Source organism: Streptomyces sp. NPDC002499 (assembly GCF_053595415.1).
In genome coordinates, this window is the sequence record NZ_JBSFXO010000005.1 from 215,936 (window position 1) to 242,808 (window position 26,873).

Annotated in this window: 23 protein-coding genes; 9 read left to right on the forward strand and 14 right to left on the reverse strand. The window is 71.1% G+C overall.

What is annotated here, in order from left to right:
- Positions 1 to 13: 13 nt before the first annotated feature.
- The 3 genes from ACWD5F_RS15070 (at position 14) to ACWD5F_RS15080 (ending at position 3,400) form a co-directional block, all read left to right on the forward strand.
- Complete coding sequence (locus ACWD5F_RS15070) at positions 14 to 1,042, forward strand: P1 family peptidase (RefSeq protein WP_451254441.1); 1,029 nt, start codon at positions 14 to 16, stop codon at positions 1,040 to 1,042.
- Between the two features lie 224 nt (positions 1,043 to 1,266).
- Positions 1,267 to 2,496, forward strand: a complete 1,230-nt coding sequence (locus tag ACWD5F_RS15075; protein WP_451254443.1) for a L,D-transpeptidase — start codon at positions 1,267 to 1,269, stop codon at positions 2,494 to 2,496.
- A 157-nt stretch (positions 2,497 to 2,653) separates the two neighbouring features.
- A complete protein-coding gene (locus ACWD5F_RS15080; protein WP_451254445.1) occupies positions 2,654 to 3,400 on the forward strand; it encodes a DUF6227 family protein in 747 nt (248 codons plus the stop codon).
- 27 nt (positions 3,401 to 3,427) lie between these two features.
- Here ACWD5F_RS15080 and ACWD5F_RS15085 read toward each other — a convergent pair whose 3' ends face one another.
- The 6 genes from ACWD5F_RS15085 to ACWD5F_RS15110 all read right to left on the reverse strand — a co-directional run bounded on the left by ACWD5F_RS15085 (position 3,428) and on the right by ACWD5F_RS15110 (position 11,407).
- On the reverse strand, positions 3,428 to 3,685 hold the full coding sequence (locus tag ACWD5F_RS15085) for a hypothetical protein (RefSeq protein ID WP_451254447.1): 258 nt from the start codon (positions 3,683 to 3,685) through the stop codon (positions 3,428 to 3,430).
- Positions 3,686 to 3,768: 83 nt separating this feature from the next.
- Positions 3,769 to 5,826, reverse strand: a complete 2,058-nt coding sequence (locus tag ACWD5F_RS15090) for a PTS fructose transporter subunit IIABC (RefSeq protein ID WP_451254449.1) — start codon at positions 5,824 to 5,826, stop codon at positions 3,769 to 3,771.
- A gap of 223 nt (positions 5,827 to 6,049) precedes the next feature.
- Positions 6,050 to 6,997, reverse strand: a complete 948-nt coding sequence (gene pfkB / locus ACWD5F_RS15095) for a 1-phosphofructokinase (protein WP_401716432.1) — start codon at positions 6,995 to 6,997, stop codon at positions 6,050 to 6,052.
- The gene (locus ACWD5F_RS15100) at positions 6,994 to 7,755 is read right to left on the reverse strand and encodes a DeoR/GlpR family DNA-binding transcription regulator (RefSeq protein ID WP_401716429.1); all 762 of its coding nucleotides are present in this window, start codon (positions 7,753 to 7,755) and stop codon (positions 6,994 to 6,996) included. Before ACWD5F_RS15100 ends, pfkB begins: the two co-directional genes overlap by 4 nt.
- Positions 7,756 to 8,016: 261 nt before the next feature.
- Complete coding sequence (locus tag ACWD5F_RS15105) at positions 8,017 to 8,766, reverse strand: Crp/Fnr family transcriptional regulator (RefSeq protein ID WP_451254451.1); 750 nt, start codon at positions 8,764 to 8,766, stop codon at positions 8,017 to 8,019.
- A gap of 1,132 nt (positions 8,767 to 9,898) precedes the next feature.
- A complete protein-coding gene (locus ACWD5F_RS15110) occupies positions 9,899 to 11,407 on the reverse strand; it encodes an MFS transporter (protein WP_451254453.1) in 1,509 nt (502 codons plus the stop codon).
- A gap of 62 nt (positions 11,408 to 11,469) precedes the next feature.
- Here ACWD5F_RS15110 and ACWD5F_RS15115 point away from each other — a divergent pair, with 62 nt between their 5' ends.
- A complete protein-coding gene (locus tag ACWD5F_RS15115; RefSeq protein WP_451254455.1) occupies positions 11,470 to 12,435 on the forward strand; it encodes a helix-turn-helix transcriptional regulator in 966 nt (321 codons plus the stop codon).
- 306 nt (positions 12,436 to 12,741) lie between these two features.
- Here the strand turns inward: ACWD5F_RS15115 and ACWD5F_RS15120 are convergent, their stop codons facing one another.
- Together ACWD5F_RS15120 and ACWD5F_RS15125 are read right to left on the reverse strand one after the other, a co-directional pair.
- Complete coding sequence (locus ACWD5F_RS15120; protein WP_451254457.1) at positions 12,742 to 13,521, reverse strand: TetR/AcrR family transcriptional regulator; 780 nt, start codon at positions 13,519 to 13,521, stop codon at positions 12,742 to 12,744.
- A gap of 416 nt (positions 13,522 to 13,937) precedes the next feature.
- On the reverse strand, positions 13,938 to 14,936 hold the full coding sequence (locus ACWD5F_RS15125) for a sigma-70 family RNA polymerase sigma factor (protein ID WP_401716417.1): 999 nt from the start codon (positions 14,934 to 14,936) through the stop codon (positions 13,938 to 13,940).
- A gap of 192 nt (positions 14,937 to 15,128) precedes the next feature.
- On the opposite strand from ACWD5F_RS15125, the gene ACWD5F_RS15130 reads away from it, so the two are divergent.
- The gene (locus tag ACWD5F_RS15130; protein WP_401716415.1) at positions 15,129 to 15,647 is read left to right on the forward strand and encodes a GNAT family N-acetyltransferase; all 519 of its coding nucleotides are present in this window, start codon (positions 15,129 to 15,131) and stop codon (positions 15,645 to 15,647) included.
- 18 nt (positions 15,648 to 15,665) lie between these two features.
- On the opposite strand, the gene ACWD5F_RS15135 is transcribed toward ACWD5F_RS15130, so the two are convergent.
- Entirely contained in the window at positions 15,666 to 16,457 is a 792-nt protein-coding gene (locus ACWD5F_RS15135) for a dioxygenase family protein (protein ID WP_451254459.1), read from the reverse strand.
- Positions 16,458 to 16,554: 97 nt separating this feature from the next.
- Between ACWD5F_RS15135 and ACWD5F_RS15140 the strand changes: the two genes are divergently transcribed.
- Positions 16,555 to 17,049, forward strand: a complete 495-nt coding sequence (locus tag ACWD5F_RS15140) for a MarR family winged helix-turn-helix transcriptional regulator (protein WP_450350011.1) — start codon at positions 16,555 to 16,557, stop codon at positions 17,047 to 17,049.
- 103 nt (positions 17,050 to 17,152) lie between these two features.
- Here the strand turns inward: ACWD5F_RS15140 and ACWD5F_RS15145 are convergent, their stop codons facing one another.
- A complete protein-coding gene (locus ACWD5F_RS15145) occupies positions 17,153 to 18,694 on the reverse strand; it encodes an MFS transporter (RefSeq protein ID WP_451254461.1) in 1,542 nt (513 codons plus the stop codon).
- A 204-nt stretch (positions 18,695 to 18,898) separates the two neighbouring features.
- A complete protein-coding gene (locus tag ACWD5F_RS15150; RefSeq protein ID WP_451255099.1) occupies positions 18,899 to 19,543 on the reverse strand; it encodes a TetR/AcrR family transcriptional regulator in 645 nt (214 codons plus the stop codon).
- Between the two features lie 291 nt (positions 19,544 to 19,834).
- Between ACWD5F_RS15150 and ACWD5F_RS15155 the strand changes: the two genes are divergently transcribed.
- From ACWD5F_RS15155 to ACWD5F_RS15165, 3 genes are all read left to right on the forward strand, one after another.
- Positions 19,835 to 21,130 carry a M6 family metalloprotease domain-containing protein gene (locus ACWD5F_RS15155; protein WP_451254463.1) on the forward strand — a complete coding sequence of 432 codons (1,296 nt, stop codon included), beginning with the start codon at positions 19,835 to 19,837 and terminating at the stop codon, positions 21,128 to 21,130.
- A gap of 74 nt (positions 21,131 to 21,204) precedes the next feature.
- Positions 21,205 to 22,866 (forward strand): IclR family transcriptional regulator domain-containing protein, encoded by a 1,662-nt coding sequence (locus ACWD5F_RS15160; RefSeq protein WP_451254465.1) that lies wholly within the window; start codon positions 21,205 to 21,207, stop codon positions 22,864 to 22,866.
- 45 nt (positions 22,867 to 22,911) lie between these two features.
- Positions 22,912 to 23,718 (forward strand): HAD family hydrolase, encoded by an 807-nt coding sequence (locus tag ACWD5F_RS15165; protein WP_451254466.1) that lies wholly within the window; start codon positions 22,912 to 22,914, stop codon positions 23,716 to 23,718.
- A 270-nt stretch (positions 23,719 to 23,988) separates the two neighbouring features.
- Here the strand turns inward: ACWD5F_RS15165 and ACWD5F_RS15170 are convergent, their stop codons facing one another.
- The 3 genes from ACWD5F_RS15170 to ACWD5F_RS15180 all read right to left on the reverse strand — a co-directional run bounded on the left by ACWD5F_RS15170 (position 23,989) and on the right by ACWD5F_RS15180 (position 26,753).
- The gene (locus ACWD5F_RS15170) at positions 23,989 to 25,095 is read right to left on the reverse strand and encodes a 3-oxoacyl-ACP synthase III family protein (RefSeq protein ID WP_451254468.1); all 1,107 of its coding nucleotides are present in this window, start codon (positions 25,093 to 25,095) and stop codon (positions 23,989 to 23,991) included.
- A gap of 10 nt (positions 25,096 to 25,105) precedes the next feature.
- Positions 25,106 to 25,987, reverse strand: a complete 882-nt coding sequence (locus ACWD5F_RS15175) for a hypothetical protein (protein WP_451254470.1) — start codon at positions 25,985 to 25,987, stop codon at positions 25,106 to 25,108.
- Positions 25,988 to 26,120: 133 nt separating this feature from the next.
- Positions 26,121 to 26,753, reverse strand: a complete 633-nt coding sequence (locus ACWD5F_RS15180; RefSeq protein ID WP_451254471.1) for a hypothetical protein — start codon at positions 26,751 to 26,753, stop codon at positions 26,121 to 26,123.
- Positions 26,754 to 26,873 lie beyond the last annotated feature (120 nt).

Sequence of the window (26,873 nt, forward strand, 5' to 3'; positions counted from 1 at the left end):
CGAGACTGGGCCCATGACAGTTGACGCATTGACGGACGTGGCCGGTGTGCGGGTGGGTCATGCGACGCGCATCGGCGACGGTTGGCTGACGGGCACCACCGTGGTCCTCGCGCCGGAGGGAGGCGCCGTGGCCGCCGTGGACGTACGCGGTGGCGGTCCCGGCACCAAGGAGACCGACGCCCTCGACCCGCGCAACCTCGTGCAGAGGGTCGACGCGATCGTCCTGACCGGCGGCAGCGCGTACGGGCTCGACTCGGCGTCCGGGGTGATGGCGTGGCTGGAGGCGCAGAGGCGTGGAGTGCGCGTCGGGCCGGATCCCGCGCACGTCGTGCCGGTGGTCCCCGCCGCCTGCGTCTTCGACCTCGGTCGGGGCGGCGACTTCTCCGCCCGCCCGGACGCGGCCACCGGAAGGGCGGCGGTCGAGGCGGCGGCAGGTAGTGCGGCCGGCGCTCGGGTGGAGGAGGGATGCGTGGGTGCCGGCACCGGGGCCACGACAGGACCGCTGAAGGGTGGGATCGGTACCGCGAGCGTCGTACTCGACTCGGGGGTGACGGTGGCCGCGCTGGTCGTGGCCAATGCCGCGGGATCGGTGGTGGACCCCGAAACGGGCGTGCTGTTCGGGGAGTTGTTCCAAGGGCGCGTGCGCTATCCGGAGGCGGGCGTGCACGAGACCGCGAGCCGGCGCCTCGCCGAGACCCAGGCGAAGAACGCCCGTCCCCCGCTCAACACCACGCTCGCCGTCGTCGCCACCGACGCGGAGTTGTCGAAGGCGCAGGCGCAGAAGCTGGCCGGTACGGCGCACGACGGCATCGCCCGCGCGGTGCGGCCGGTGCACCTGCTCCACGACGGGGACACGGTGTTCACACTGGCGACCGGAGCCCGCCCGCTCGACGCCGAGAACCCCCTCGCCCTGAACGACCTCCTCGCGGCCGGCGCGGACCTGGTGACCCGAGCGATCGTACGAGCGGTGCGCGCCGCGAAGTCGGTGACGGGGGCAGGCGGGGAGTGGCCGTCGTATGAGGAGCTGTACGGGGAGAGGTGACGGCGGGGAGGGCTGGCGGGAGGGAGGGGGAAGGAGAGGGCCTCCAGGAGGAGATTGAGCGCGTTCGGCATGCCGCTCGTGCGGCGCGAGCGCGTCGGTGATTGTCCGGGTTTTGTCACGCGATGGCGTTCATGGGGAACGCGGGGAACCTCACCCCGGGTGGGGTCCCTCTTTGTTCACGCATCGGAGCGGATCACGCACATCACACGAACCTGGAGCAGCCCGTGACAACGCCGGACATAGCAGCGCGGCGCGTACTGGGGGCCATCGCCGCCCTGGTGGTCGGCACCCTCACCCTCAGCGGCTGCGGTGGCGACGCCAATGCCGACACCAACGCCGGGAGCGGTGGCAAGAACGGTGACACGGCGGTCAGGACGTCCGTCGCGAAGATCGTCATCTCGGCGAAGGACGGCTCGACCAACGCGTCGATCAACACGACCGGAGTGAAGGTCAGCGGGGGCAAATTGGCCGCCGTGAAGATGACGGTCGCGGGGTCGGGGCAGGCCGTCGACGGCTTGCTGTCGGCGAACGGCGGCAGTTGGAAGCCGAAGGAGCAGTTGGAGCGCGGGACGAAGTACGAGATATCGGCGACCGCGAAGGACGCGAGCGGCAAGACCTCCGCGGCCAACTCGATCTTCACGACGGTCTCTTCGGCCAACAGCTTCATCGGGACGTACACGCCGGACAACGGGACCACGGTCGGTGTCGGGATGCCGGTGTCGTTCACCTTCGACAAGGCGATCAGCGACACGAAGGCCGTGCAGTCGCACATCACGGTCACCTCGACCAGCGGACAGCAGGTCGAAGGGCACTGGTTCGGGGCGCAGCGGCTCGACTTCCGGCCCGAGGAGTACTGGAAGGCCGGCTCCAAGGTCACGATGAAGATCGACCTGGACGGCGTGCAGGGCGCGAACGGTGTCTACGGGGTGCAGAAGAAGACCGTCACCTTCACCATCGGGCGCTCGCAGGTCTCCACGGTCGACGTCAACACACAGACCATGACGGTCGTACGCAATGGCCAGACCCTCAAGTCGGTCCCGATCTCGTCGGGCAGCCCGGAGCACACGACGTACAACGGGCAGATGGTGATCTCCGAGAAGTTCACGCAGACGCGGATGAACAGCCGGACGGTCGGGCTCGGCGGTGAGTACGACATCCCGGACGTGCCGCACGCGATGCGACTGACCTCGTCGGGGACGTTCATCCACGGCAACTACTGGTACGACAAGGGCAACCCGCCCTTCGGCCGGACGGGCACCAGCCACGGCTGTGTCGGGCTCGCGGACGTGCAGGGCGCGCAAGGCGCGACGAACGCCAAGTGGTTCTACGACAATTCGCTCATCGGGGACGTAGTGATCGTGAAGAACTCCCCCGACAAGACCGTCTCGCCGGACAACGGACTCAACGGCTGGAACCTGCCGTGGAGCGAGTGGACCGCCGGAAGTGCCGCCTGACCGGCGGGTTTTGACGGATCTTCGGGCCGTGCGGGAACTCCCCGCACGGCCCGCGCGTTTTGTGGACGTACGTTTTCTCGGTTCCCGGACATGATGTCCGACCGAGGGGCTACGGTATGCACCCACAAGGTGACATGCAGCAACGCCGGGAGAAACCTTGAGCGTTCCGTACGAGACGGCAGCGTACGAACCACCCGAGTCGTTCGAGTCTCCGGAGGAGCATCTCGAACGGCTCCTCGGCCGTGCCCTGAACTCCTTCGAACTGCCGGACGAGACCATACGGCGGCTCGACTGCGCGCTGGCGCACGACAGTTCACTGCACTCCGCGCACCACAGCGCCGGCCTGCACCGCGAGACGTACCGGCACACCTGGCTGCTGGCCGACGGCTCGGCGCTCACCCTCTGGGAGCTCGTGCACAACACCGCGCCGGACAACACCGCGCAGCACGAGGTGTACGTGGACGAGGAGGAGCTGCGGGCCGCCACCGCGCGCCTGCCGCTGCCGCCGGACGCCCCGGACTTCGAACTGCCGGTGACGGTGCAGTTGTCGCCGGTCCCCACGCCGCGGCACGCGTACGTGCCGGACGACTCGGCGGATCACGCGCGCCGGCTCCTGCGCCGCGCGGAGAACACCGACCGGCCGGACGCGGACACCGCCGACCTGCTCACCATGGCGTGCGCGCACCAGATCACCCAGGCCTTCGGGCGCCCGTGCCGCACGGTGCGCGCCGGGTTGTGCTTCGCGCTCTACGAGCACGCGTTCCTGCTGTGCGACGGCGCGGAGGTCTCCCTGTGGGAGGTCGAGCACACGGCGACGCCGGACGGGCGGCACATGTGCGAGGTGTACGTCACCGAGGACGCGGCCCGCGACGCGATCGAGCGGCGGGCGGCGCAGGTCTCCTGACCCGCGCCCCAGTGCCCGCCGGCGGCCTCAACCGCCGTTGCTGAGCTGTCGTACGAGACCGGCGAACGCGGCCTTCTCCGCCGGGGTCAGTTCGACCGACTCCAGGTGGGGGGCCGTTCGGCGTTGGTGCGGGAGCGCGTGCAGGGTGGGGTCGGTGCGCCAGAGGGCGGCGCCGGAGCGGGCGCGGCGCAGCAGGCGGCCCAGGCCGATCAGCCAGACGACCGTGGCGAAGGCGAGCAGGGCCACGCCCAGTGACTGGAGGATCGAGACGCTCTCATCGGCCATGGGCCCCAGTAGACAACACGGTCCGGGACTTTGGTCCCGGACCGTGATGTATCTCGCAGATGGCGCAGTTGCCCCTTAGCGGGTCACGCCGCCACCGGCTGCTTCTTCTCCGCCGCCGGCGCGGCCTTGCCGTCCGGGGCGCCCGTCGCCACGGCTCCCGGGGCCGGCTTGCGCATGCCCTTCAGGACGACCACCAGGGCGGTCGTGACACACACGCCCGCCGCGAGGGCGATCAGGAAGAGGAACGGGTTGCCGATCAGCGGGACCACGAAGACGCCGCCGTGCGGGGCGCGCAGCGTGGCGTCGAAGGCCATCGACAGGGCGCCGGTGACCGCGCCGCCCGCCATGGACGCGGGGATCACGCGCAGCGGGTCGGCCGCGGCGAACGGGATCGCGCCCTCGGAGATGAAGGAGGCGCCGAGAACCCAGGCGGCCTTGCCGTTCTCGCGCTCGGTCGGGGTGAAGAGCTTCGCGCGCACGGTCGTCGCCAGGGCCATGGCCAGCGGCGGGACCATACCCGCGGCCATCACCGCGGCCATGATCTTCATCGCGGAGTCGCTGGGGCTCGCGACCGCGATGCCCGCGGTGGCGAAGGTGTACGCGACCTTGTTGACCGGGCCGCCGAGGTCGAAGCACATCATCAGGCCGAGCAGGGCGCCGAGCAGGACGGCGTTGGCGCCGGACAGGCCGTTCAGCCAGTCGGTCATCCCCTTCTGGGCCTCGGCGATCGGCTTGCCGATCACCACGAACATCAGGAAGCCGACGATCGCCGAGGAGATCAGCGGAATCACCACGACCGGCATGATGCCGCGCACCGCCGCGGGAATCTTGACCTTCTGGATGGCCATCACCACGCCACCGGCGATCAGACCGGCGGCCAGACCGCCGAGGAAGCCCGCGTTGATGGTGAGGGAGATCGCGCCGCCGACGAAGCCGGGCACGAGACCGGGTCGGTCGGCCATGCCGTAGGCGATGTAGCCGGCCAGGACCGGGACGAGGAACTGGAAGGCCACGCCGCCGATCTGGAACAGCAGCGCGCCCCAGCTGTCCACCTGGGTCCACGCGAAGTGGTCCATGACCGACGGTGCCTTGTTGACCTCCCAGCCGCCGATCGCGAACCCGAGAGCGATCAGCAGACCGCCCGCCGCGACGAACGGGACCATGTAACTGACGCCGGACATCAGCCACTTGCGGAGCTTGGAGCCGTAGCCCTCGCCCGCGTCGCCGCCGCGTTCGACGGGGGTCGCGGCGCCCGAACCGGCCGTCACCTCACCGCGTTCCGCCTTCGCGCGCACCTCGGAGATCAGCTCGCCGGGGCGGCTGATGCCCGCCTTCACACCGACGTCGACGGTCGGCTTGCCGGCGAAGCGTTCCTTCTCCCGTACGGGCACGTCGTGGGCGAAGATCACGCCGTCCGCCGCCGCGATCACCGCCGGGTCGAGGCGGGTGAAGCCGGCCGAGCCCTGCGGCTCGACGACGAGTTCGATGCCCGCCTCGCGGCCCGCGTTCTCCAGGGACTCGGCCGCCATGTACGTATGGGCGATGCCGGTCGGGCAGGAGGTGACGGCGACGACCCGGAAGGGGCGTTCGTCGTCGGACGCCGGTGGTGTGCTGTCCGTGGCGGCGTCGGCGGAGGCCGCCACCGACGCCGCCACGGAGTCTGTGCCGCCCTCGGGCTCGGCCTCGGACCGGGCCTCGGGCTCGTCCCCGCGGATCAGCGCCGCGGCCGCCTCCGCGTCGCCCGCCGACCGCAGCGCGTCGGTGAACTCGGTGTTCATCAGCTGCCGGGCCAGCGAGGACAGGATCGTCAGGTGGGCGTCGTCGGCGCCGGCGGGCGCGGCGATGAGGAAGATCAGGTCGGCGGGGCCGTCCGGGGCGCCGAAGTCGATCCCGGCCGCGCTGCGTCCGAAGCCGAGGGTCGGTTCGGTGACGTACTCGCTGCGGCAGTGCGGGATGCCGATGCCGCCGTCGAGACCGGTCGGCATCTGCGCCTCACGCGCGGCGACGTCGGCGAGGAAACCCTCCAGGTCGGTCACCCGGCCCAGGGTCACCATGCGCTCGGCCAGGGCGCGTGCCGCGGCTTCCTTGGTATCGGCGGACAGGTCGAGGTCGACCAGGTCCGCGGTGATGAGGTCGCTCATCGCGGGCTCCTTCGCTCGCGTATCGCCCGGGGAGTGGAGTGGGCGCGTATGGGGACGGGGGCGGTGCGGGGGGTTGTGGGGAGCGGGGAGTGGGGGAGACCGGGGGCGGTGAGTAAGGGATCGCCTCGCCGCCCGGGGACCGGTCGCACAGGGGCGCGACGAGGACCGCGCCGAACGGGGCGAGGACAGTCGCGAGGAGCCGTACGAAGGTTCATGGCAGCGTTCATGACACCGGCTCCCTCAGTACGCGATCCGCGGGAACCTCCGCCGTCACGGTCACCGCGGCCGGGTCCAGGTCGCCCGGGGACGGCATCACGCTGCCCGGCAGCTGGACGGCCGCCGCGCCGTGCGCGACCGCGGAGGCGAGGGCCTCGGGGCCGCTGCCGCCGGCGATGAGGAAACCGGCGAGCGAGGAGTCGCCCGCGCCCACATTGCTGCGTACGACGTCCACGCGCGCGCTGCCGAACCAGGCGCCCGAGTCGTCCACGAGCAACTGCCCGTCGGCGCCCAGGCTCGCGAGCACGGCGCGTGCGCCCATCTCGCGCAACTCCTCGGCCGCCTTCATCGCGTCGCCCACCGTGGCCAGCGGGCGCCCGACGGCCTCGGCGAGTTCCTCGGCGTTCGGCTTCACCACGTCGGGCCGCTCGCGCAGCGCCGCGAGGAGCGCGGGCCCCGAGGTGTCCAGGGCGATCCGCGCGCCGCCGGCGTGCGCCCGCGCGACGACATCGGCGTACCAGGCGGGCGCGAGCCCTCGCGGGAGGCTGCCGCAGCAGGCGATCCAGTCCGCGTCGCGCGACTGCGCGCGGACCGTCTCCAGGAGCAACTCCTGCTCCTCCGCGGACAGTTCGGGCCCCGGCGCGTTGATCTTCGTGAGCACCCCGTCCGCCTCCGCGAGCGCGATGTTCGAGCGGGTGGCGCCCGCGACGGGGACCGGCGCGACCTCGATGCCCTGCGCGTCGAGCAGGTCGGCGACGAGCGCGCCCGGCGCACCACCCAGGGGCAGGACGGCGACCGTGCGCCGGCCCGCGGCCGCGACGGCGCGCGAGACGTTGACGCCCTTGCCACCCGGGTCCATACGTTCACCGGTGGCGCGTATGACCTCGCCACGGTCCAGCGAGGGGACTTCGTACGTGCGGTCCAGGGACGGGTTGGGGGTGACCGTCAGAATCATGCGCGCACTACTTCCGTACCACCGCGCTCGATGTCGGCGGCGTCTTCCGGGCTCAGCCCGCTGTCGGTGATCAGCAGGTCCACGTCGCTCAGGTCGCCGAAGCGGGCGAAGTGCTCCTGGCCGTACTTGGAGGAGTCGGCGAGCAGCACCACGCGCCGGGCGGCGGCGATCGCCGCGCGCTTGACCGCGGCCTCGGCGAGGTCGGGGGTGGTCAGGCCGTGGTCGGCGGAGAAGCCGTTGGCCGCCACGAACAGGACGTCCGCCCGGATCTCGCCGTACGCCCGCAGCGCCCAGGCGTCCACAGCGGCGCGCGTACGGTGGCGCACGCGCCCCCCGACGAGGTGGAGCTGGATGCCGGGGTGGTCCGCGAGGCGCGCGGCGATCGGCAGGCTGTGCGTGACGACGGTGAGGGAGGCCTCCAGCGGGATGCCGGCGGCCAGCCGCGCCACGGTCGAACCGGCGTCGAGGATCAGCGTGCCCTCGCCGGGCAGTTCCGCGACGGCGGCCTTCGCGAGGCGGTCCTTCTCGTCGGCCGCCGTGCTCTCGCGCTCGGCGAGGTCGGGCTCGAAGTCGAGACGCCCCGCCGGTATGGCACCGCCGTGCACACGGCGGAGCAGTCCGGCGCGGTCGAGGGCCTTCAGGTCCCGGCGGATCGTCTCCGCCGTCACCTGGAACTCCTCGGCCAGCGACACGACGTCGACCCGGCCGCCGTCACGGGCGAGCCGGAGGATCTCCTGCTGCCGCTCCGGTGCGTACATGTCCGTTCGCCTCCGACTGAGTGCCTGACCGTGTCCGATCAATGCCCGAACTTGTGGTTTCACTCGGAGGCTACGCCCGGATTTCCGGAAAGTAAACGGGTTCGGACATGACTCAGACGTAAACGGGCACGGCTCCGGCTCGGGGCGGCGAGGGGCGGCGCAGATCGGCGCGGGTCGGCGGGGATCGGCGGGGATCGGCGCGGGTCGGCGCGGATCGGCAAGGGTCGGCCCCCACGACACCCTCTGCTTCCGGTGGCGGGGTCAGCTCCCGCCCGCCGGGTCGGCCCCGGCGGCGAACTGACGCAGCGCGTCCACGTCGTGGACGATGAACTGGCGGTACCGCGCCTCGATGGCGCCGTGGTAGCGCAGGGTCCGGATCGCGTTCTCCACGGTGGACATGGCGATCTGGAGGGCGGCGGCGATGTCCTTCTGGCCCGGGCCGCTGATGACGGTCCAGCCCGTACGCGGGTCGGGGACGCCCGCGGTGTCGGCGAGGTGCGCCAGCAGTCGGCCGATGCGCTCCAGGGGCGGCCGGGTGGCCATGGCGTAGACGAGTTCGTCGCTGCGGCTGCGGTCCTCCAGGCTGCACAGGAGGGCGAGTTGGATCTCGGGGCGCCTGCGCATCAGGATGTTGAAGTGGCGGGCGCGGCAGGGTATGGCCACGGTTCTGGTCAGGCACTTGGTGCGGACACCGGAGCCGGGGGTGATGAGCTTGGCCTCGCCGACCAGCTGGCCGCCGCCCCGGAACCGGGTGACGGTGGGAACGTTTTCCCCTTCCCCCAGCGGGAAGCGGTCCTGCCGTACGACGCCCTCCCAGATGATGTAGACGTCCCGGCCGTCAGGGCCCAGCGGCAGGAGTTCGTCCCGGCCGAAGACGAGGCCGCGCAGTCCGGCCTGGAGCAGGGTCTGCCAGTCCTCGGCGGGCAGGCGTTGCAGGAAGCTTCCCTCCGGCTTGTCCTCGTGGCCTAAGAGGAGGCCGGTCGGCCGGGAGGTGTCGACGGTCGCGGGCATGCTCACTCCCCGACTCACTCCCCCGCTCCGGCGCCCGTGGCAGCGCGCGTCCCGGCGAACACGCCCTGCCGCGCGCTGTGGTGACGGTGTGTCACGGGTGAGGTACCGCGGTGCCCGCGGCCCGACGGCGGAATGACGCCGTCGTCGTTGACGGTGCGCATTGACGTTGATCCCTGTTCTGTTGGCGCTCTGGAACCTCACTGGTCAGCGGGGTTCCGGGTGGTGGGTCCTGCTCCCTCTCCGAGAGGTGCGACAGCGCCCGGGTGGTGAGGCCGGGCGGGTGGAGACAGTTGAGCGAGATAAAGCTACCCCTCGCCGCGAGTGCAGAGCCAGTCGTGTATTCCGAGGCGCGTCGGCAGATATCGATCATGGCGCGGACCCCCTCGCCACGGGGTTTTGTTACAGAAGATCACGCGCAATCCGGACAGGAAAGCCGGAGTCCTTTTACTCAATTGCCGATCCCGGTTATCGACACACCCCCACGGGTCCGACAGAACCCTTCCCGGGTGAGCCGCATATGACGTCCACGCAAACCGAAAGCAAAAACGAGAGGCCCCGGGGCACCACCCCCAGGACCTCCCGGAAAGGTCCGGACCCACCAGGGATCAGACCGCTGCCCAGTAAACACCACGGACGGCCTTTTGGTCACTCCCCGTCAGGCGGCAGTCCGCCCCCGCCACCGGACGGCCAGCCGAAACCCCCGCCCGCGGGGGTTCGTTACGGACACCACGGCACCCCGCACATGCCGACACCCCATCCCATCCCGCCGCACGTTTTACCCCCTTTATCCATGCAGGGGCGAGAAGACCCCGAGCTCACAGGGCCGTGACAGCGTTATCAAATGGCGTCCACCGATCAAGAGTCAACAGATTCGGCCACCACACCCCCGCTCACCCGACGCCCGCGACGGCCAGAAACACACCCGCCGGGCTCTGCGGGTGCGGATCGCCCCCACTCGTCCAATTGACCCCGCCACCGACTCATGGATTTCTTTTCGAGAGGTAATCCGAGTCGACTCCGAGTCGACGGAGAATACGGTGTTTCCACGCGAACTGCGGATCCCCGTACGGGAATCCGCAGTTCGCCCTCACACACCGTCAAATGTCGACTAGTGAACAAGCGTGCGGGGCGGTCAGAGCGCCTCCTTCTTGGCGCCCCGCCCCGGCAACGCGAACATCAGCAGGAAGATCAGCCCCATCACGCCGGCCACCCACCCCAGCGCCCCCTGGAACGCGTCCACGAACGCCGGTCCCACCCGCTCCGGCGTGAGGTGGTCGTCCATCGTGCCGAAGAAGACCACCGAGACCAGCCCGAGCCCGAGCGCATTGCCCATCTGCTGAACGGTGTTGATGAGCCCGGACGCCGAACCGGCGTGCTCGCGCGGCACCTCGGAGAGGATCGTATCGGTCAGCGGGGCGAAGATCAGGCCCATGCCGGCGCCCATCACGACCAGCGGGAGCGCCATCTGCCAGGAGGCGATGGCCAGTCCGTACCGCTCGGACTCCCAGAGGTACAGCAGCACGCCCGCGGCCATCACCAGCGCACCGGCCTGGAGGACGTTGCGCCCGCCGACCCGCGGCACCAGCTTCTGTACCGACATCCCGGCCGCCACCGACACCGCGATCGAGAACGGCACTCCGGTCAGCCCCGCCCGCAGCGGGCTCCAGCCCAGGCCGATCTGCATGTACAGCGTCCAGACGAGGAAGAAGATGCCGAGACCGACGCCGAAGACGGTCTGCACGGCGATGCCGGCCGCGAAGCTCTTCACCTTGAACAGGGAGAGTTCGACGAGCGGGGAGCCGTCCCGTACCGCCTTCTTCTTCTCGTACGCCACCAGCCCCCAGAAGACGCCGACCGAGCCGGACATCGACACGAACCCCCAGGCGGGCCAGCCCAGTTCCTCGCCGCGGGTGAGCGGGTAGAGCAGCATCAGCAGGCCGAGCGTGACCAGGGCGACGCCCACCAGGTCCAGCTTCAGCGCGCGCGGGGCCTTCGACTCGGTGATGAAGCGGCTGCCGAGGATCAGGCCCGCGATGCCGACGGGCAGGTTGATCAGGAAGATCGGGCGCCATTCGAGGCCGAAGAGGTTCCACTCCGTCAGCAGGGCGCCGAGCAGCGGGCCCGAGACCGCGCCGAGTCCGACGATCGCGCCGAACAGACCGAACACCTTGCCCCGTTCGTGCGCCGGGAAGGTCGCGTGCACGATCGACAGCACCTGCGGCACCATCAGCGCCGCCATCCCGCCCTGGAGGATCCTCGATGCGACCAGCATCTCCGGGTTCGCGGCGAAGCCGCACAGCGCGGAGGCGAGCGTGAAACCGCCGATGCCGATGAGGAACAGCCGCTTGCGGCCGTGGATGTCACCGAGCCGGCCGCCCGTGATCAGTCCCGCGGCGAACGCGAGCGCGTACCCCGCGGTGATCCACTGGATCTGGCTGAAGGACGCGCCCGCGTCCCGCTGGATCGACGGGATCGCGACATTGACGATCGTGACGTCGACGAGGTCCATGAAGGCCGCGGTCATCACGATGGCGAGCGCGAACCAGCGCCGCCGGTCGCCCGGGGCGGGCTGCACATCGTCGTCCGGTACTGCCGTCACCGCCGGCTGGACGCTGAGAGGGGTGGTCTCCGTTGAGGTCATGGAACGAACTTAGAAGGCCACTAGGTCAGATCGTGTCCTAGTTCTACGGCATCCTCGAACTCATGACGACGGACACCCCGGCCCGGCTCCTTCAACTCCTCTCCCTCCTCCAGACGCCCCGCGAGTGGCCCGGCGGCGAACTTGCCGACCGGCTCGGCGTCTCGCGCCGCACGATCCGCCGCGACATCGACCGCCTGCGCGAGCTGGGCTACCCGGTCGAGGCCTCCCTGGGCTCGGACGGCGGCTACCGGCTCGTCGCGGGCAAGGCGATGCCCCCGCTCGTCCTCGACGACGAGGAGGCGGTGGCCATCGCCGTCGGCCTGCGCGCGGGCGCGGGACACGCGCTGGAGGGCGTCGACGAGGCCTCCGTACGCGCCCTCGCGAAGCTGGAGCAGGTGCTGCCCTCCCGGCTGCGTCACCGCGTCTCCACCCTCCAGGCCGCGACCACCCCGCTGACCAGTGGCGACGGCGCGAGCATCGCACCCGAGACGCTGACCGTGATGGCCTCGACGGTGGCCGGGCACGAGCGTCTGCGGTTCGCCTACCGCGCGGCCGACGGTACCGAGTCGCGCCGCCTCACCGAGCCCTACCGCCTGGTCTCGACCGGCCGCCGCTGGTACCTCGTCGCCTACGACCTCGACCGCGCCGACTGGCGCACCTTCCGCGTCGACCGGGTCGCCGACCCCTTCGCGACCGGCGCGCGCTTCGCTCCGCGGGAGCTGCCCACGGGGAGCGCGGCGGAGTACCTGCGGCGCTCGATGCAGCGACAGCACGAGTCGTACGACTTCGAGGTCACGTTCGCCGCCTCCGCCGAGTCCGTCGCGGCCCACCTCCCGAGTTGGCTGGGCACGCCCGAACCCCTCACCGCCGACAGCTGCCGGCTGCGCGCCGCGGTCGGCGACAAGAAGGAATGGCTGGCGGTCCGGCTCGCCCTGCTGGGCTTCGAGTTCACGGTCCAGGAACCGGCGGAACTGGCGGAGTGCGTACGGGAGTTGGGTGGCCGGCTGACTCGAGCGGCGGGCGGCTGAGGCCGCCACCCGAGTCAGCCGAGGCCACCACCCTGCCCAGCGGAGGTCACCGTCCTGCCCGGCTGTGGTCGCCACCCTGCCCAGCGGAGGTCGCCGTCCTGCCCGGCGGAGGTCGCCGTCTTACCCGGCTGTGATCGCCGTCCCCGCCAGCGGAGGTCGCCGCCCTGCCCGGCTGTGATCGCCGCCCCGCCCAGAGAAGGTCGCCGCCCTGCTCAGCGGAGGTCACCGTCCTGCCCGACTGTGATCGCCGTCCTGCCCGACCGAAGTCGCCGGCGCCCGCCGAGCCACGGACCCCGCGCCGCCGGCCTACGCCCTCGCCACGTCCGCCCACGGGAAGTCCCGCAGCGCCTCCAGGTTCCGTAGCGCCATCGCGGCCGGTCCCTTCGGCCCCGACGCGGGTGCCTCGCCGGCGGCCCAGCCCTCGACCGCGACCCGTACGGCGGCGCTGGCCACGGCGGCCGCGAAGCGCAGGCCGGGAGCCTGGGCGGGGCCGCTGCCAACGTTGTCCGCGCCGCGACCCGGATCCCCGCCACCCCGCACCGGACCCCCGTCACCCCGTACCGGACCCCCCTCACCCCGCACCGGATCCCCGTCGGGACCCCATGCCGGGAACATCCCCAGCCGCCCCGCCAGCACCTCCCCCAGTCTTCCCTCCGCGTCGTGCGAGACCTCCGCCCACACCTTGCGCAGGGCGGGGCTCGTGTCGGTGAGGCGGATGAGGGTGCGGACCAGTTCCCAGGAGGCCGCGGAGACGCCGACGCCCGGGGTCAGGGTGTGGCGTACCGCGTGTTCCAGCGCCTCGGGCACGGAGAGGTCGGCGGGGGCCGCGCGCAGCGCCTCGCCCCAGCGCTCGGCGCCCGCCGCGTAGAGCGGGGCGACGGCTTCTTCCTTGGAGGCGAAGTAGCGGTAGAAGGTGCGCGGGGCGATACCGGCCGCCTGGGCGATGTCCTCGGCCCGGGTCGCGCGCAGTCCGTGTCGTACGAACAGTCCGGCCGCGGCCCGCGCGATCTCCATCCTGGTCGCGGCTTTGCGCCGTTCGGTCAGCGAGGACGCGCGGGACTGCTGTGCGGGGGTGGAGCTGCTCACCCCGGCAGGCTATGCCCATGTGGCACAATCTGCCATTCGGCGGGCCACCCCGGGGTTCAGGTTCGGGGTGCCCCGCCATCCACTCTGCCCTGCCCCGCGACGGGTGACAAAAGCGGACGGCGGCGGACGGCAAAAAAGAGCCGGGCTCCGGCGCCCGGGGGGAGGGCGCCGAAGCCCGGCTCAGGGAAGGTCCCGGCGCCGGGGGGGAGTGCGTCGGGACGTGGTCCAAGGGGGTCGCGGGGACGGTGTCCCCTGACCCGAACTCCTGGGCCCTGAAGTCTTGTTCCCAGGGCCCGGAGGCTTGAAGCGGCGGAACACGGCCATGTTTGCGCCGGTGTTCCGCCACCCGGCGTACGCGGTGGAGGCTGTCGTACGCCACTGGCATCTGCCGGGTGACGTGCGCTCCTCCGTGCCGCCTACGCCGCCGCTTCGAAGCCGGTGTCGCGGGCCAGCTTCTTCAGTTCCAGCAGTGCGTGCTTCTCGATCTGACGGATGCGCTCACGTGTCAGACCGTGCTCCTTGCCGACCTCGGTCAGCGTCCGCTCACGGCCGTCGTCGATGCCGTAGCGCATCTTGATGATGGACGCCGTGCGCGGGTCAAGGCGGCCGATCAGGTCGTCCAGCTCCTCGCTGCGCAGCAGGGTCAGGACGGACTGCTCGGGGGAGACCGCGGAGGTGTCCTCCAGCAGGTCGCCGAACTGGGTCTCGCCCTCGTCGTCCACCGCCATGTTCAGCGAGACCGGGTCGCGGGCCCAGTCCAGGACGTCGACGACACGCTCCGGCGTGGACGCCAGCTCGGCGGCGATCTCGGCGGGCTCCGGGTCGCGGCCGTGCTCGCGGTTGAACTCGCGCTGGACGCGGCGGATCCGGCCGAGCTCCTCCACCAGGTGGACGGGGAGCCGGATGGTGCGGGACTGGTCGGCGATGGAGCGGGTGATCGCCTGGCGGATCCACCAGGTCGCGTACGTCGAGAACTTGAAGCCCTTGCGGTAGTCGAACTTCTCCACCGCGCGCACCAGGCCCGCGTTGCCCTCCTGGACCAGGTCCAGCAGGGGCAGGCCGCTGCGCGGGTAGCGACGGGCCACGGCCACGACCAGGCGGAGGTTGGAGCGGATGAAGACGTCCTTGGCGCGCTCTCCCTCGTCGACCAGGGCCTGCAACTCCTCGCGGCTGGCCTCGGCCTGCGAATCCTCGTATCCCTCGAGAACCTGTCGCGCGAACACACCCGCCTCGATGATCTGAGACAGCTCGACCTCCTTGGCGGCGTCGAGCAGCGGTGTGCGCGCGATCTCGTCGAGGTACATGCCTACCAGGTCACGGTCGGCGATCTCGCCGGCGTGGGCGCGAACACTGCTTGCCCTGTCGGCCGTCTCGCCAGAGGCGGACTTACGACGGGCGACGGCACGGGTTGCCATGCGAGCTCCCTTGCGATGGTGGCTGGCGGGTGGTCTGTCGGACACCGGCACTCACCGTCGAGTGCCTCTCAGCACCTTTCTCGGGTGCCCTGCATCCGAAGGAAACAACGACTGGAATCCGGACAGAATTCCCAACCTGCCCCCCGATTTTTCTGATCATGCAGTACCCTGTGCCGCCACGGAGGTGGTCCGGTGTCGTCGGAACGTACAGAAGTGCAGGTCAGGGCGGGAGTCGAGGGAGACCTCGAAGCCCTCACCGACATCTACAACCACTACGTTCGTGAGACGCCCATCACATTCGATACCGCTGCCTTCACTCCGGAAGAGCGCCGCCCTTGGTTGCTCTCCCATCCTGAAGACGGCCCGCACCGGCTGAAGGTTGCCGTAGATGCGGACACACAGGAGATTCTGGGCTACGCCACATCCGGCCCTTACCGTGCGAAGCCCGCCTACTCGACCTCGGTGGAGGTCACGGTCTACGTCGCCCCGCGCGCGGGCCGCCGCGGTATCGGCACGCTGCTCTACAAGGCCCTCTTCGAGTCCCTGGCGGCCGAGGACCTGCACCGCGCCTACGCGGGCATCGCACAGCCCAACGAAGCGTCCACGCGGCTGCATGAACGCTTCGGGTTCCGGTACGTCGGCACCTACCGGGAGGTGGGCCGCAAGTTCGGCCGCTACTGGGACGTCGCCTGGTACGAGAAGGAGCTGTAAGTACCGGACGGCCGCGCCTCAGCCGAACTGCACCGACCGCTTCGCCATCCCCATCCAGAACCCGTCGATCACCGACCTCTGCGCGTCCAGCTCGCCGGTCACCTCGGCCGCGCCCATGGTGACGAAGAGCGGGGCGAAGTGCTCGGTGCGCGGGTGGGCGTAGCGGCCGGCCGGGGCCTTGTGCAGGAAGTCCAGCAGCCCGTCCCAGTCCCGCGTCTCCAGCGCCCGCCGGCCCCAGTCGTCGAACTCGGAGGACCAGGTGGGCACTCCCCCGCCGGTGTGCCGCAGCGCGGCCAGGTTGTGGGTGAAGAAGCCGGAGCCGACGATCAGGACGCCCTCGTCGCGCAGGGGCGCGAGCCTGCGGCCGATCTCCATCAGCTTCACCGGGTCGAGGGTCGGCATGGAGACCTGGAGGACCGGGATGTCGGCGGCCGGGAACATCTCGACGAGCGGGACGTACGCCCCGTGGTCGAGGCCGCGGTCCGGGACGTCCTGCACGGGGATACCGGGGGCGCGCAGCAACTTCCGTACGGACTCGGCGAGTTCGGGGGCGCCGGGAGCGTCGTAGCGGACCTGGTAGTAGTGCTCGGGGAAGCCCCAGAAGTCGTGGACGAGCGGGACCGGGTCGACCGCGCCGAGGGCGAGGGGGGCCTCCTCCCAGTGGGCGGAGACCATCAGGATCGCCTTGGGGCGGGGCAGGTCGGCGGACCAGGCGGCGAGTTCGCCGGGCCAGATCGGGTCGTCCGCGAGGGGCGGGGCGCCGTGGCTGAGGTAGAGGGCGGGCATGCGCTCCGGTGCGGCGGTGGACATGACGGTCACTCCCCATGCTTGAACTCTCAACTTCTACGAGAAGAGGTTACGCCTCATTTGTTTAACCTTCAAGGAGAGTTCTCGTACAGTGGAGTGCATGAACTCGGAAGAACCCCGCTGGCTGACCGCCGAGGAGCAGCGTGTCTGGCGCGCCTACATGCAGGCGTCCACGCTCCTCGAAGACCATCTCGACCGTCAGCTCCAGCGGGACGCGGGCATGCCGCACATCTACTACGGGCTGCTCGTGGTGCTCGCCGAGGCGCCGGGGCGGCGGCTGCGGATGACCGAGCTGGCCAGGATGGCGAAGATCACCCGCTCCCGGCTCTCGCACGCGATCGCCCGGCTGGAGAAGAGCGACTGGGTACGGCGCGAGGACTGTCCCTCGGACAAACGGGGCCAGTTCGCGGTGCTGACCGACCAGGGTTTCGAGGTGCTCGGGCGCAACGCGCCGGGCCATGTGGCGGCCGTACGGCAGGCAGTGTTCGAGCGGCTGAGCCCCGAGCAGCAGAAGGCCCTCGGCGACATCATGGAGATCGTCGCCGAGGGCCTTCAGCCCAAGGAAGCGGGTGCGGACCTGCCCTGGCTGCGCTGAGCCGCTCGCTCAGCATGCCGGACAGGTCCGCCGGGTTGTACGTGCGGGGCGTCCCCTTCCCCGCACGTACGAGTTTTCCGAAGGGGTACCTGGGTGGCCGCCGTCAGTGGGCGATCACCGGCACCGCCAGCTCGTCCTCCACCGCGTCACCGGTGGCGACCGGGCCGCCGCCCTGCTTGCCGGCGGTGACCAGGACCGAGACGATCACCGCGGCCAGCACCAGCATGCCGACAGCGAACCAGATGGCGTTGGTGTAGCCGTGCACCTGGCCCTGCAGCGCGACGAGCTGCTGCTGGGTCTTGGAGGTACCCGCGCCGGCGATGTGGTCCTTGATGTACGCGGTCGTCGCGGACGCGGCGATCGTGTTCAGCAGGGCCGTGCCGATCGCGCCGCCCACCTGCTGCGAGGTGTTGACCATCGCGGAGGCGACACCGGCGTCCCGGGGCTCGACGCCCAGGGTGGCCAGGGACATGGCGGGCATGAACGCCGTACCCATGCCGAGACCGAGCAGCAGCATGCCGGGCAGGATGATCGAGGCGTACGAGGACCCGATCTCCAGCTGCGTCATCAGGAGCATGCCGACCGCGGCGACCAGGAAGCCGGGGCCCATGAGCAGGCGGGCCGGCAGGCGGGTCATCAGGCGGGTGCCGATCTGGGTCGAGCCGACCATCATGCCGACGATCATCGGCAGGAAGGCGAAGCCGGTCTTGATCGGCGTGAAGCCCTTCACGACCTGCAGGTAGTAGGTCAGGAACAGGAACGTGCCGAACATCGCGATGATGGCGATGCCGAGCGAGAGGTAGATCCCGCCGCGGTTGCGGTCGGTGATCACGCGCAGCGGCAGCAGCGGGGCCTTGACCTTGGCCTCGACGACCACGAACGAGACCAGCAGGACCGCGGACGCGATGAACAGGCCGACGGTCGAGGAGTCGCCCCAGCCGTTGGACTCGGCGCGGGTGAAGCCGTAGACCAGCGAGACCAGACCGAGGGTGGAGAGCAGCACGCCCGGGATGTCGAGCGGGTTGCGGTTGCGGCCGCCCTCGGGCTCACGGATGACGAAGTACGCGCCGAGCGCGGCGACGATGGCGAAGGGGATGTTCACGAAGAACGTCCAGCGCCAGTCCAGGTACTCGGTCAGCACACCGCCGAGGATGAAGCCGACGGCGCCACCGCCACCGGCGATCGCACCGTAGATACCGAAGGCCTTGGCGCGCTCCTTGGCGTCCGTGAACATCACGGCGAGCAGGGAGAGCGCGGCCGGGGCGAGCAGGGCGCCGAAGACACCCTGGAGGGCGCGGGCGCCAAACATCATGGCGCCGCTGGTGGCGGCGCCGCCGAGCGCGGAGGCCGCGGCGAAACCGGTCAGACCGACGACGAAGGCGCGCTTGCGGCCCCAGAGGTCGGCGATCCGGCCGCCGAAGAGGAGGAGCCCGCCGAAGGCGAGGGCGTAGGCCGTGACGACCCACTGCCGGTTGCCGTCGGATATGCCCAGGTCCTGCTGGGCGGAGGGCAGGGCGATGTTCACGATGGTCGCGTCGAGCACGACCATCAGCTGGGCGAGCGCGATGAAGACGAGCGCCTTCCAGCGGTTGGCGTCGCCGGACGTCGCCGGCACGCCGTTAGCCTTGGTGGCTGTTTCAGACATGGGGGTACCCACTTCGGTACTTCGGGACGGAAAAAATACGGAAAAGAAGACTGTGGTCCTGAACGGCCCTCGTCGTTGACGGCCGGTGGCGTGCCGGACGCGCTGTGGAAGGTGCGGCGCGGCACTGAGTCGGTTGTGCGGCTGTGGAGAACGTTTCGCGGTGTTGAGACTCCCCCGTGACTCCTGACTGATCGGTTGTCGTCGTCAGACCCTGCGCAGGTCCTCCATGGTCATCGCCGTACCCGGCAGCACGGAGGGGGCCGGGGCCCGCAGTCCGTCCAGGAACAGCTGGAGATGGCGGTGGACGAAGCGGTCCACGTCGAAGCACGCCGTACCGGCCAGGGGCCGGCTGAGCTGGGCGACGGCCACCATGATGTCGCCGACGTCCACGTCGGTGCGGAGCTGACCGGCCGCCTTGGCGCGGTTCATGATCTCTCCGATGAGCTCCTCGCACCGCTCGCGCGCGTCCACCAAATCCGGGTGGTGCTGATCGAAGGTGCTGGAGATCATCGGGCACAGCGCGGTGACCCGCTCGTCGGCGGCCGTGTGCACGAAGCGCTCCAGCGCCTCGAAGGCGTCCCCGTTCTCCGCGAGCGCCGCCTCGGCCGCTTCGTTCGTCCGGTCCATGACGGAGCAGACGACCTCGCGGACCAGCGCGTCGCGGTCGGGGAAGTTGCGGTACACCGTGGCGTTGCCCACGCCTGCCCTGCGGGCGATCTCGTCGAGCGGCACGTCGGGGCCGAACTCCGTGAACATCTCGCGAGCGGCGGCGACGATCCGCTCCCGGTTGCGCAGGGCGTCGGCTCGTGGCCGGGGCACCTTGCGCTGCACGGGGTTCGCGGTCGTCATGGCGGTCACGGCGTACTCCTTCAAGTAGATGGTTCTGCGATCGGGTTCTGAGGCCGGATCCCGGGATCCGGGGAGGCAGTCCCCGTTTCGCTCGGACGCCTGATTAAACGGGGAAACGATCCCCGGTTATTTCCCGACCTGACGAAGACTTCCTGTGACCTGAGTCACATGCCCTTCGGGCGGAAACCTCCGTTCGGGCTCCTCCAGCGCGCGCCCCCGCGACCCGCGACCCAGGGTGATCGAAAGGGCGCAGCCAGAGACCGGCGGCTGCCATGGACGAAGGGCCCGTGCATGCCGCCTGAGCGATCCCAGCCGCTCCGCCGTCGGATATCCGCGCGCCGCGTGGCCGCCCTCGCGTCGGTGACCGCGCTGACCCTCGCGGTCAGCACCTCGGCCGGCACCGGGCACCTCACGGCCGGCTCCACGACGGCCGGCGCCGGCTCGGTCGCCCTGGCCCGCTCCGCCGCCTTCGGCCCCTGCATGATCAGCGGCGGCCACACCGTCCAGATGTCGGAGGGCGTGCCCACCCCCGGCGGCTACTCCCGCTCCACCGGCACGGTCCGCGCCCTGACCCTGATGGTCGACTTCTCGGACGCGCCCGGCAAAGGCACCGCGCTCGACCGCTTCCACGAGTTCTTCCCGCAGACGCAGGAGTGGTTCACCGCCGCCTCCTACGGCCGCCTCGACTACCGCCCCGAGACCCCGATCACGCACTGGCTGCGCATGCCCAGGTCCTTCCGGGCGTACGGCATAGAGCGCGGCGCGCCCTTCGACCCCGGCTACCGCGACCTGGTCCAGGACATCGTGACCGCCGCCGACCCGGACGTCGACTTCCGCTCGTACGACTTCCTGAATGTGCTGGTCACCCCGAACGCGGGCCCCTCCGCGCTGGACACCGTCCTGTCGGTGACGTTCGCCGGGAACATGGACGCCCCGGTCGCCGACGGCGTCCCGGTGGCGAACGCCTCCTTCGTCTACTCCCGCCAGGACGACGGCTCCGGCTCCTACGCGCAGACCGGCTACCGCGTGCTCCCCCACGAGAACGGCCATGTCTTCGGCCTGCCCGACCTCTACACCCAGGAGGGCGGCGGCTCGGTCGGGCACTGGGACATCATGAGCGAGGACTGGGGCGCCAACAACGACCTGCTCGGCTGGCACAAGTGGAAGCTGGGCTGGCTGGACGCCGCGCAGGTCGGCTGCGCGGCGAGCCGCGGCACGACCGAGTACACGCTGACCCCGCTGGCCCGCCCGGGCGGCGCGAAGCTGATCTTCGTCCCGACCGGCACCCGCACCGGCTACGCCCTGGAGCTGCGCACCCGCGAGGGCAACGACGAGACCGTCTGCCGGCCGGGCATCCTGGTCTACAAGGTCGACGCCGACGTGGACACCGGCATGGGCCCGGTCACGGTCTACGACTCCAAGCGCGACAGCGGCGGCTGCACCCGCAGCCCCAACGTCAACGCCGAGCTCTCCGACGCCCCCTTCACCCCCGGCGAGACCTTCAAGGATCCGCGCCGCGGGATCCAGATCACGGTGGCGGGATCCGATCTGGCCGGGGACTACCGGGTGCGGGTCACCCGCAGGTGACGGACCGCGGGGCGGTGGGCGCACGGGTCGGCGCATTACGGTAGGCCTGCCCTGATTGCCGTACCGGAGATGTGATGGCCGCGAACCGCACGCTGGATGCCCTTGCCGATGCTTCCGCCGTGCCCCAGGAGGCGGTCACGCCCCTGATCAGGGGGATCGCCGTGCTGCGGGAGCTGACCGAGGCCGGCGGCACGGTCAGCCTCAGCGGCCTGGAGCGGGCCACCGGTCTCGCCCGCTCCACGGTCGACCGCATCACCGCGACCCTCGCACGCATGGGGTACGTCCGACTCGACGGCCGCGACGCGATCCTCACCCCCCGTCTGATGGAACTGGGCAACGCCTATCTCTCCGCCCTGCGCCTGCCCGCGCTGCTGGACGCGCGCGCCGACGCCCTCGCCGACGAGCTGGACGAGTCGGTGTCCCTGGCGGTCGCCGACCGCGACGGCATCCGCTTCATCCACCAGGCCACCCGCCGCCGCGCGATGTCCCTCAGCTTCCGCATCGGCGACCTGCTGCCGGCCGAACGCACCGCGCCGGGACCGCTGTTCGCGACGGAGTGGACGGCACGCGAGTGGCGCACCTGGCGCACGCGCCGGTCGGCGGACCCGCAGGACCGCGGCTTCCCGGCCCTGCCGCCCCACGAACACACCGACCGGGAGGCGGACTTCCAGCGGCGCTCGGCCCAAGCCGCCCAGGACGGCTGGGCGTTGGACGACGAACTGATCGAGCCGGGCCTGGTCGCGGTCTCGATGCCGGTACGCGACCCCCGCACCGGGAAGATCGCCTGCGCGGTCAGCGTGGTCAGCCACACCAGCCGGCACACGGCCGCCGACCTGCGCGACACCCTGCTGCCGAGGCTGCGGGCGGCGGTCGCGGACATGCAGGAGGAACTGCGCACGGCACCGGCGCCCGCGCCCGGCGCGGCCCCCTCCGGACTGGCCGGCTGGACCGGCGCCTCCAAGCAGGAACTGGGCCGGGAGTTCATCGAGTCGCTCGCCCGCGGACTGACCGTCCTGACGGCGTTCGGCGAGGGCCGCGCCGCCCTCACCCTCACCGAGGTCGCCCAGACCACCGGGCTCGCCCGCGCCACCGCCCGCCGCGCCCTCATCACCTACGAGCACCTGGGCTACATCGCCGCCGAGGACCGCGTCTTCCGCCTCACCCCGCGCGTCCTGAACCTCGGCTACCCCCCGCTGTCCCGTGTCGCCCTCCCCGGGATCGCCACCCCGCACCTGGCCGAACTCTCCGCGCAGGTCCACGAGTCGGCGTCCCTCGCGATCCTCACCGGCGACGAGATCCAGTACACGGCACGCGTCGCCACCAGCCGCATCATGAGCGTCAACATCACCATCGGCACCCGCCTGCCCGCGTACGCCACCTCGATGGGCCGGGTGATCCTGGCGGGCCAACCCGCGCCCCACTTCCCCGAGTTGCGCCCCCTGACCCGCCACACCCGCACCGACCCCGACGCGCTGCGGGCCGAACTGGACCGGGTCCGCACGAACGGATACGCCCTGGTCGACGGGGAGCTGGAGGAGGGACTGCGGTCGATCGCGGTCCCGGTGCGCGAGCGCGGCGGGCAGATCGTGGCCGCCGTGAACGTCGCCCTGCACAGCAGCCGCCGCACCGCCGAGGAGTGCGTCCACGACATCCTGCCCGCCCTGCGCGCCGCCGCCGACCGCATCGAGGCGGACGTACGGATCGCGGGGCGCTTCCGGGCGGTGCCGCTCACCTGATACCTTCGCGAAGGAATGTTACTCGACGGAGGGGGAGTCCGAGCGATGACGGTACTGGTGGATACGACAGGTACGGAGACGGGCCCGCGGCACCGGCCCGCGTACCTCGTCTTCTGCGATGTCGACGAGACCCTGATCAGCTGCAAGAGCATGTTCGAGTTCGCCCGCTTCCAGCGCGTGCGCCGGTACGCAGACGCGGGGGCGCGCTGGTACGAGGAACTCGCCGGGGAACTGCGCCGGCAGTCCACCGCCGGGGCCGCGCGGGAGGACGTCAACCGGTCCTACTACCGCGCCTACGCCGGTGAGAGCGCGGCCACCATGACCGCGCTGGGCCGCGAGTGGTTCGCCCACGCCTCACGGGACCCGGATTTCTTCATCACTTCGACCGTGGCGGAGCTGGACCGGCACCGGGCCGCGGGCGCCGAAGTCGTCCTCGTCTCCGGGTCGTTCACGCCCTGCCTCGACCCGGTCGCCGAACACGTCGGCGCGCGGCACGTGTTGTGCACCTCCCCCGTCGTCCACGACGGCCACTACACCGGCGAGGTCCCCGAACCCGTGATCGGCGAGGGCAAGCGGGCGGCGGTCCTGCGGCTGCTCGCCGAGCACCCCGGCGTCGACCCGCGCGACTGCTTCGCCTACGGCGACCACCCCTCGGACTTCCCGATGCTCGACTGCGTGGGCCACCCGCGAGCGGTCGGCGACGACCCGGCGGTACGGGAACATCTCGCGCGCCGGACCGCACAGCCGGTCGTACGGGGCGCCAACTCCGGCTGTGCGCTGGCCTGCTGGTCGATGGGTCGGGACGAGCACTCCGAGGGATGCTCGGGAGAGTGCGCGCTGCCCCTGCGCTGACAAGAAGTCGGCCCGGCATGCGTGAAGGGACGGAGGTCCGATCCTCCGTCCCTTCACGCGTGCGCCGGCTCAGTCGATGCTCCGGCAGATGTGCGGTTCCAGCCAGGCGTCCTCGCTGTCGCCCGCGAGCCGAAGGAGGGGTGCCTTCGCCCGCGGGGCGTTGACGGTTGTCCTCCGGGGCGCACCCTGCACGGTCCTGACTTTTCTCATCCTGCGCTGTCGCATCTCACTCACCTCTCGGTCGGTCGTCTGTTTCGGGGCCGGTCGCGGCTAGTGCGCTCCCACCAGGACCGGGGCGGCCGTGTGTACGCGGGCCGGGCGGGCGTGCCGGGTCGGTGCCCAGCGCAGCAGGGCCGAGCCGACCGACATCCCGCCGCCGAAGGCCGACAGGACGGTGAGGTCGCCCTCGGTGAACAGGCCCCGCCGGTGGGCGAGATCGAGGGTGATCGGGACGGACGCGGCACCCGTGTTGCCGTGCAGGGCGAGGGCCAGGTGCATGCGGGCCGCGTCCAGGCCGAGGGCGGGCCAGACCTCGGCGAGCATCACGCCGTTGGCCTGGTGCGGGACGAAGTGCCGGACCGCGCGGCCGGGTACGCCCGCCTTCGCCAGCAACTCGTGGACCGCGCCGGGCAGGTTGTCGTGCACGAAGCCCCGCACACCGCGCCCGTCCATCGTGAACCAGTGCGCGCCCTCCGCCAGCGTCTCCGCCGACGCCGGCCGCCTGCTGCCGCCCGCCGGCACGCTGATCAGCCGGTGCTGGTCGGCACGGGTGGTCAGGCTGGTCACGAGGGAACCGGTCCCGGCGGGCACCGGACCGAGGACCACCGCGCCGGCGCCGTCACCGAACAGGATGGCCGTCTTGCGGTCCCCCTCGTCCAGGATGCGGGAGTAGACGTCCGCGCCGATGACCAGGGCGTACGGGCCCTGCGCGGGCGGCCGGTTCGGGTCCGGGCGCCTGGCACCGGCCGCGTCGGCCACGTCCGCCCGCAGCATCCGGTCCGCCGCCGTGAGCGCGAACATGAAGCCGCTGCACACCGAGTTGACGTCGAAGGCGGCGGCCCGGCGGGCACCGATGCGGTCGGTGACGATGGCCGCGGTGGCGGGCTGGGGGTGGTCGGGGGTGGAGGTGGCGACGACGACGTACGACACCTGATCGGGCGTCAGTCCGGCCTGTTCGAGGGCCCGTTGGGCAGCCCGGGCGGCGAGGTCCGAGGTGGCCTCGTGCGGGGCGGCGCGGTGTCGTCGTCGTATGCCGGTCTTGTGCTCGATCCACTCGGCGCTCACGCCCGCCGCCGCGCCGACCTCCGCGTTGTCGACGACCGTGGCGGGCAGGTAGGAGCCGGTGGCGATGATGCCGATCGGGGTGCTCGTGCTCATGGGTCTCTCCTCAGGTGGTCGGAACCGTCGTGAACTCGCCGAAGCTCGGGCCCCGCATCTTCAGCTGGGCGTGGATGTCGCCACCGAGGCCGAAGTGGCCGATGGCGCCGCCGTAGTTCTGCTGGTAGCTCATCCACAGCACGACCACGTTGATCACGCGGTTGGCTCCCGGGGTGCCGGGCGCGGGGAAGGGGTTGGGCAGGGTGGCGCGGTAGTGGGCCATGCCGTTGCTGTCGCTGATGAACGCGTTGGGCACGCCGAGCGGGCCGGGGCGGGTCGGGCCCGCCGGGTCGAGGTCGTGCTCGCGCAGCGACATCACCGTGTAGAGGCTGTCGGGGATCAGACCGGTGAAGGCGAACGAGAAGTCGGCGCCCCGCCGGTGCGCCGGCACGTGCACCTCCAACTGGCCCCGGGCCTTCACCCATTGGCCCAGCGTGATCGGCTCGCGCACCTTGGGCCCGTCCTCCTCCCGCAGATCCGGGATGGGGGCGCCGTGCAGCGGATAGCTCGGCCGCCGCACGTCGTGCGCGTCCGGCCGCTGCTCCGGGGCGAACAGCATCGGGTAGTTGTTGCAGGGCAACGGCAACGGCAACGTGTACAGCTGGACTTGGGCGTCCGGCCCGGTCGGGTCCGCGAAGTCCAGCTCCCGGACGACGTCGTAGGGCAGGTTGGTGCCGAGCGGGGGCAGCGGGCTGTCCGGGGAGACCACCGCACTCCCCCACTCGGAGACGGTCGCGCCGTCCGGGCCGGGCCGGTTGACGCGCCCGACGACGACGAAGTCACCGTTCGCGTCCACGATTTCGCTCGGCGGGTAGAGGGGGCCCTGGGTGGTGACGCTCAGGTCGTAGGTGCGGGTCACGGGGGCAGTCGTGAGTTCGGGTGCGATGGTCATGTCGGGTGCTCCTTCGCCGGTGCGAAGCCGATACGAACGGCCGGCCGCGGGACGCCTTGCTCGGTGCACCGCAGTGCAGAGGGGGTTCCGCGACCGGCCGTGGGAGGAGGGGAGTTGGGCGAGCCGGCCGGTATCAGGCGGTGAAGCGCTCGTAGATGCGGGTGTACAGGCCGTTGTCGCCTCCGGTGATGTACGTGTCGCCGGCCTCGCGGACGATCTGCTGGTAGCGCGGGGAGGTGAAGGCCTCCATGTACGTCGCCGGGTCCGCGTCGAAGCCGGACACGAACATCACGCCGGGCTCGGTGCTGGCCAGCGAGTGGAACGCCTGGAAGCTGACGACCTCTTCGGAGGTGCGGACGACGTCGAAGATGGTCTTCTCGCGCCAGGCGCGGTACTGCCGGTAGACCCGCGGCACGACCTCGACGTGCCGCATCTGCACGTACCGGGTGTCGGGCAGCGCCCCCGCGGCCGGCTTGGGCGCCTCGACGAACTGAAGGAACTGGCGGCGGAAGTCGCCCTCGCCCAGCGGGCCGACGGCCTCCCACAGCTTCCACCAGTCGGCGCGGAGCTCCTCCATCTCCTCGAAGCCCTTCAGCGGGGCGAGTTCGAGGACGGAGTTGCTCTCCAGACCGCGGTAGAGAATGCGCCCCGCGAACCCGGCGGCGTCGTTGTGCGCCTGCCAGGCCTCGGCGACGGCGTCGATCTGCTCGGGCTTGGCGAAGAGCTCGGTGGCGGTGATGAGGGCGGCGGAAGCGGAAGCGGACATGGCTGTCTCCTTGAGTGGGTGCTGCTGAGAGGTGGTGGGTGACGAAGATCGTGGTGGTGTGTGTGCCGGCGCGTGGTGAAGTGACGTGTCTACGCCGTGAGTTGTGCGGTCGGTCCGATC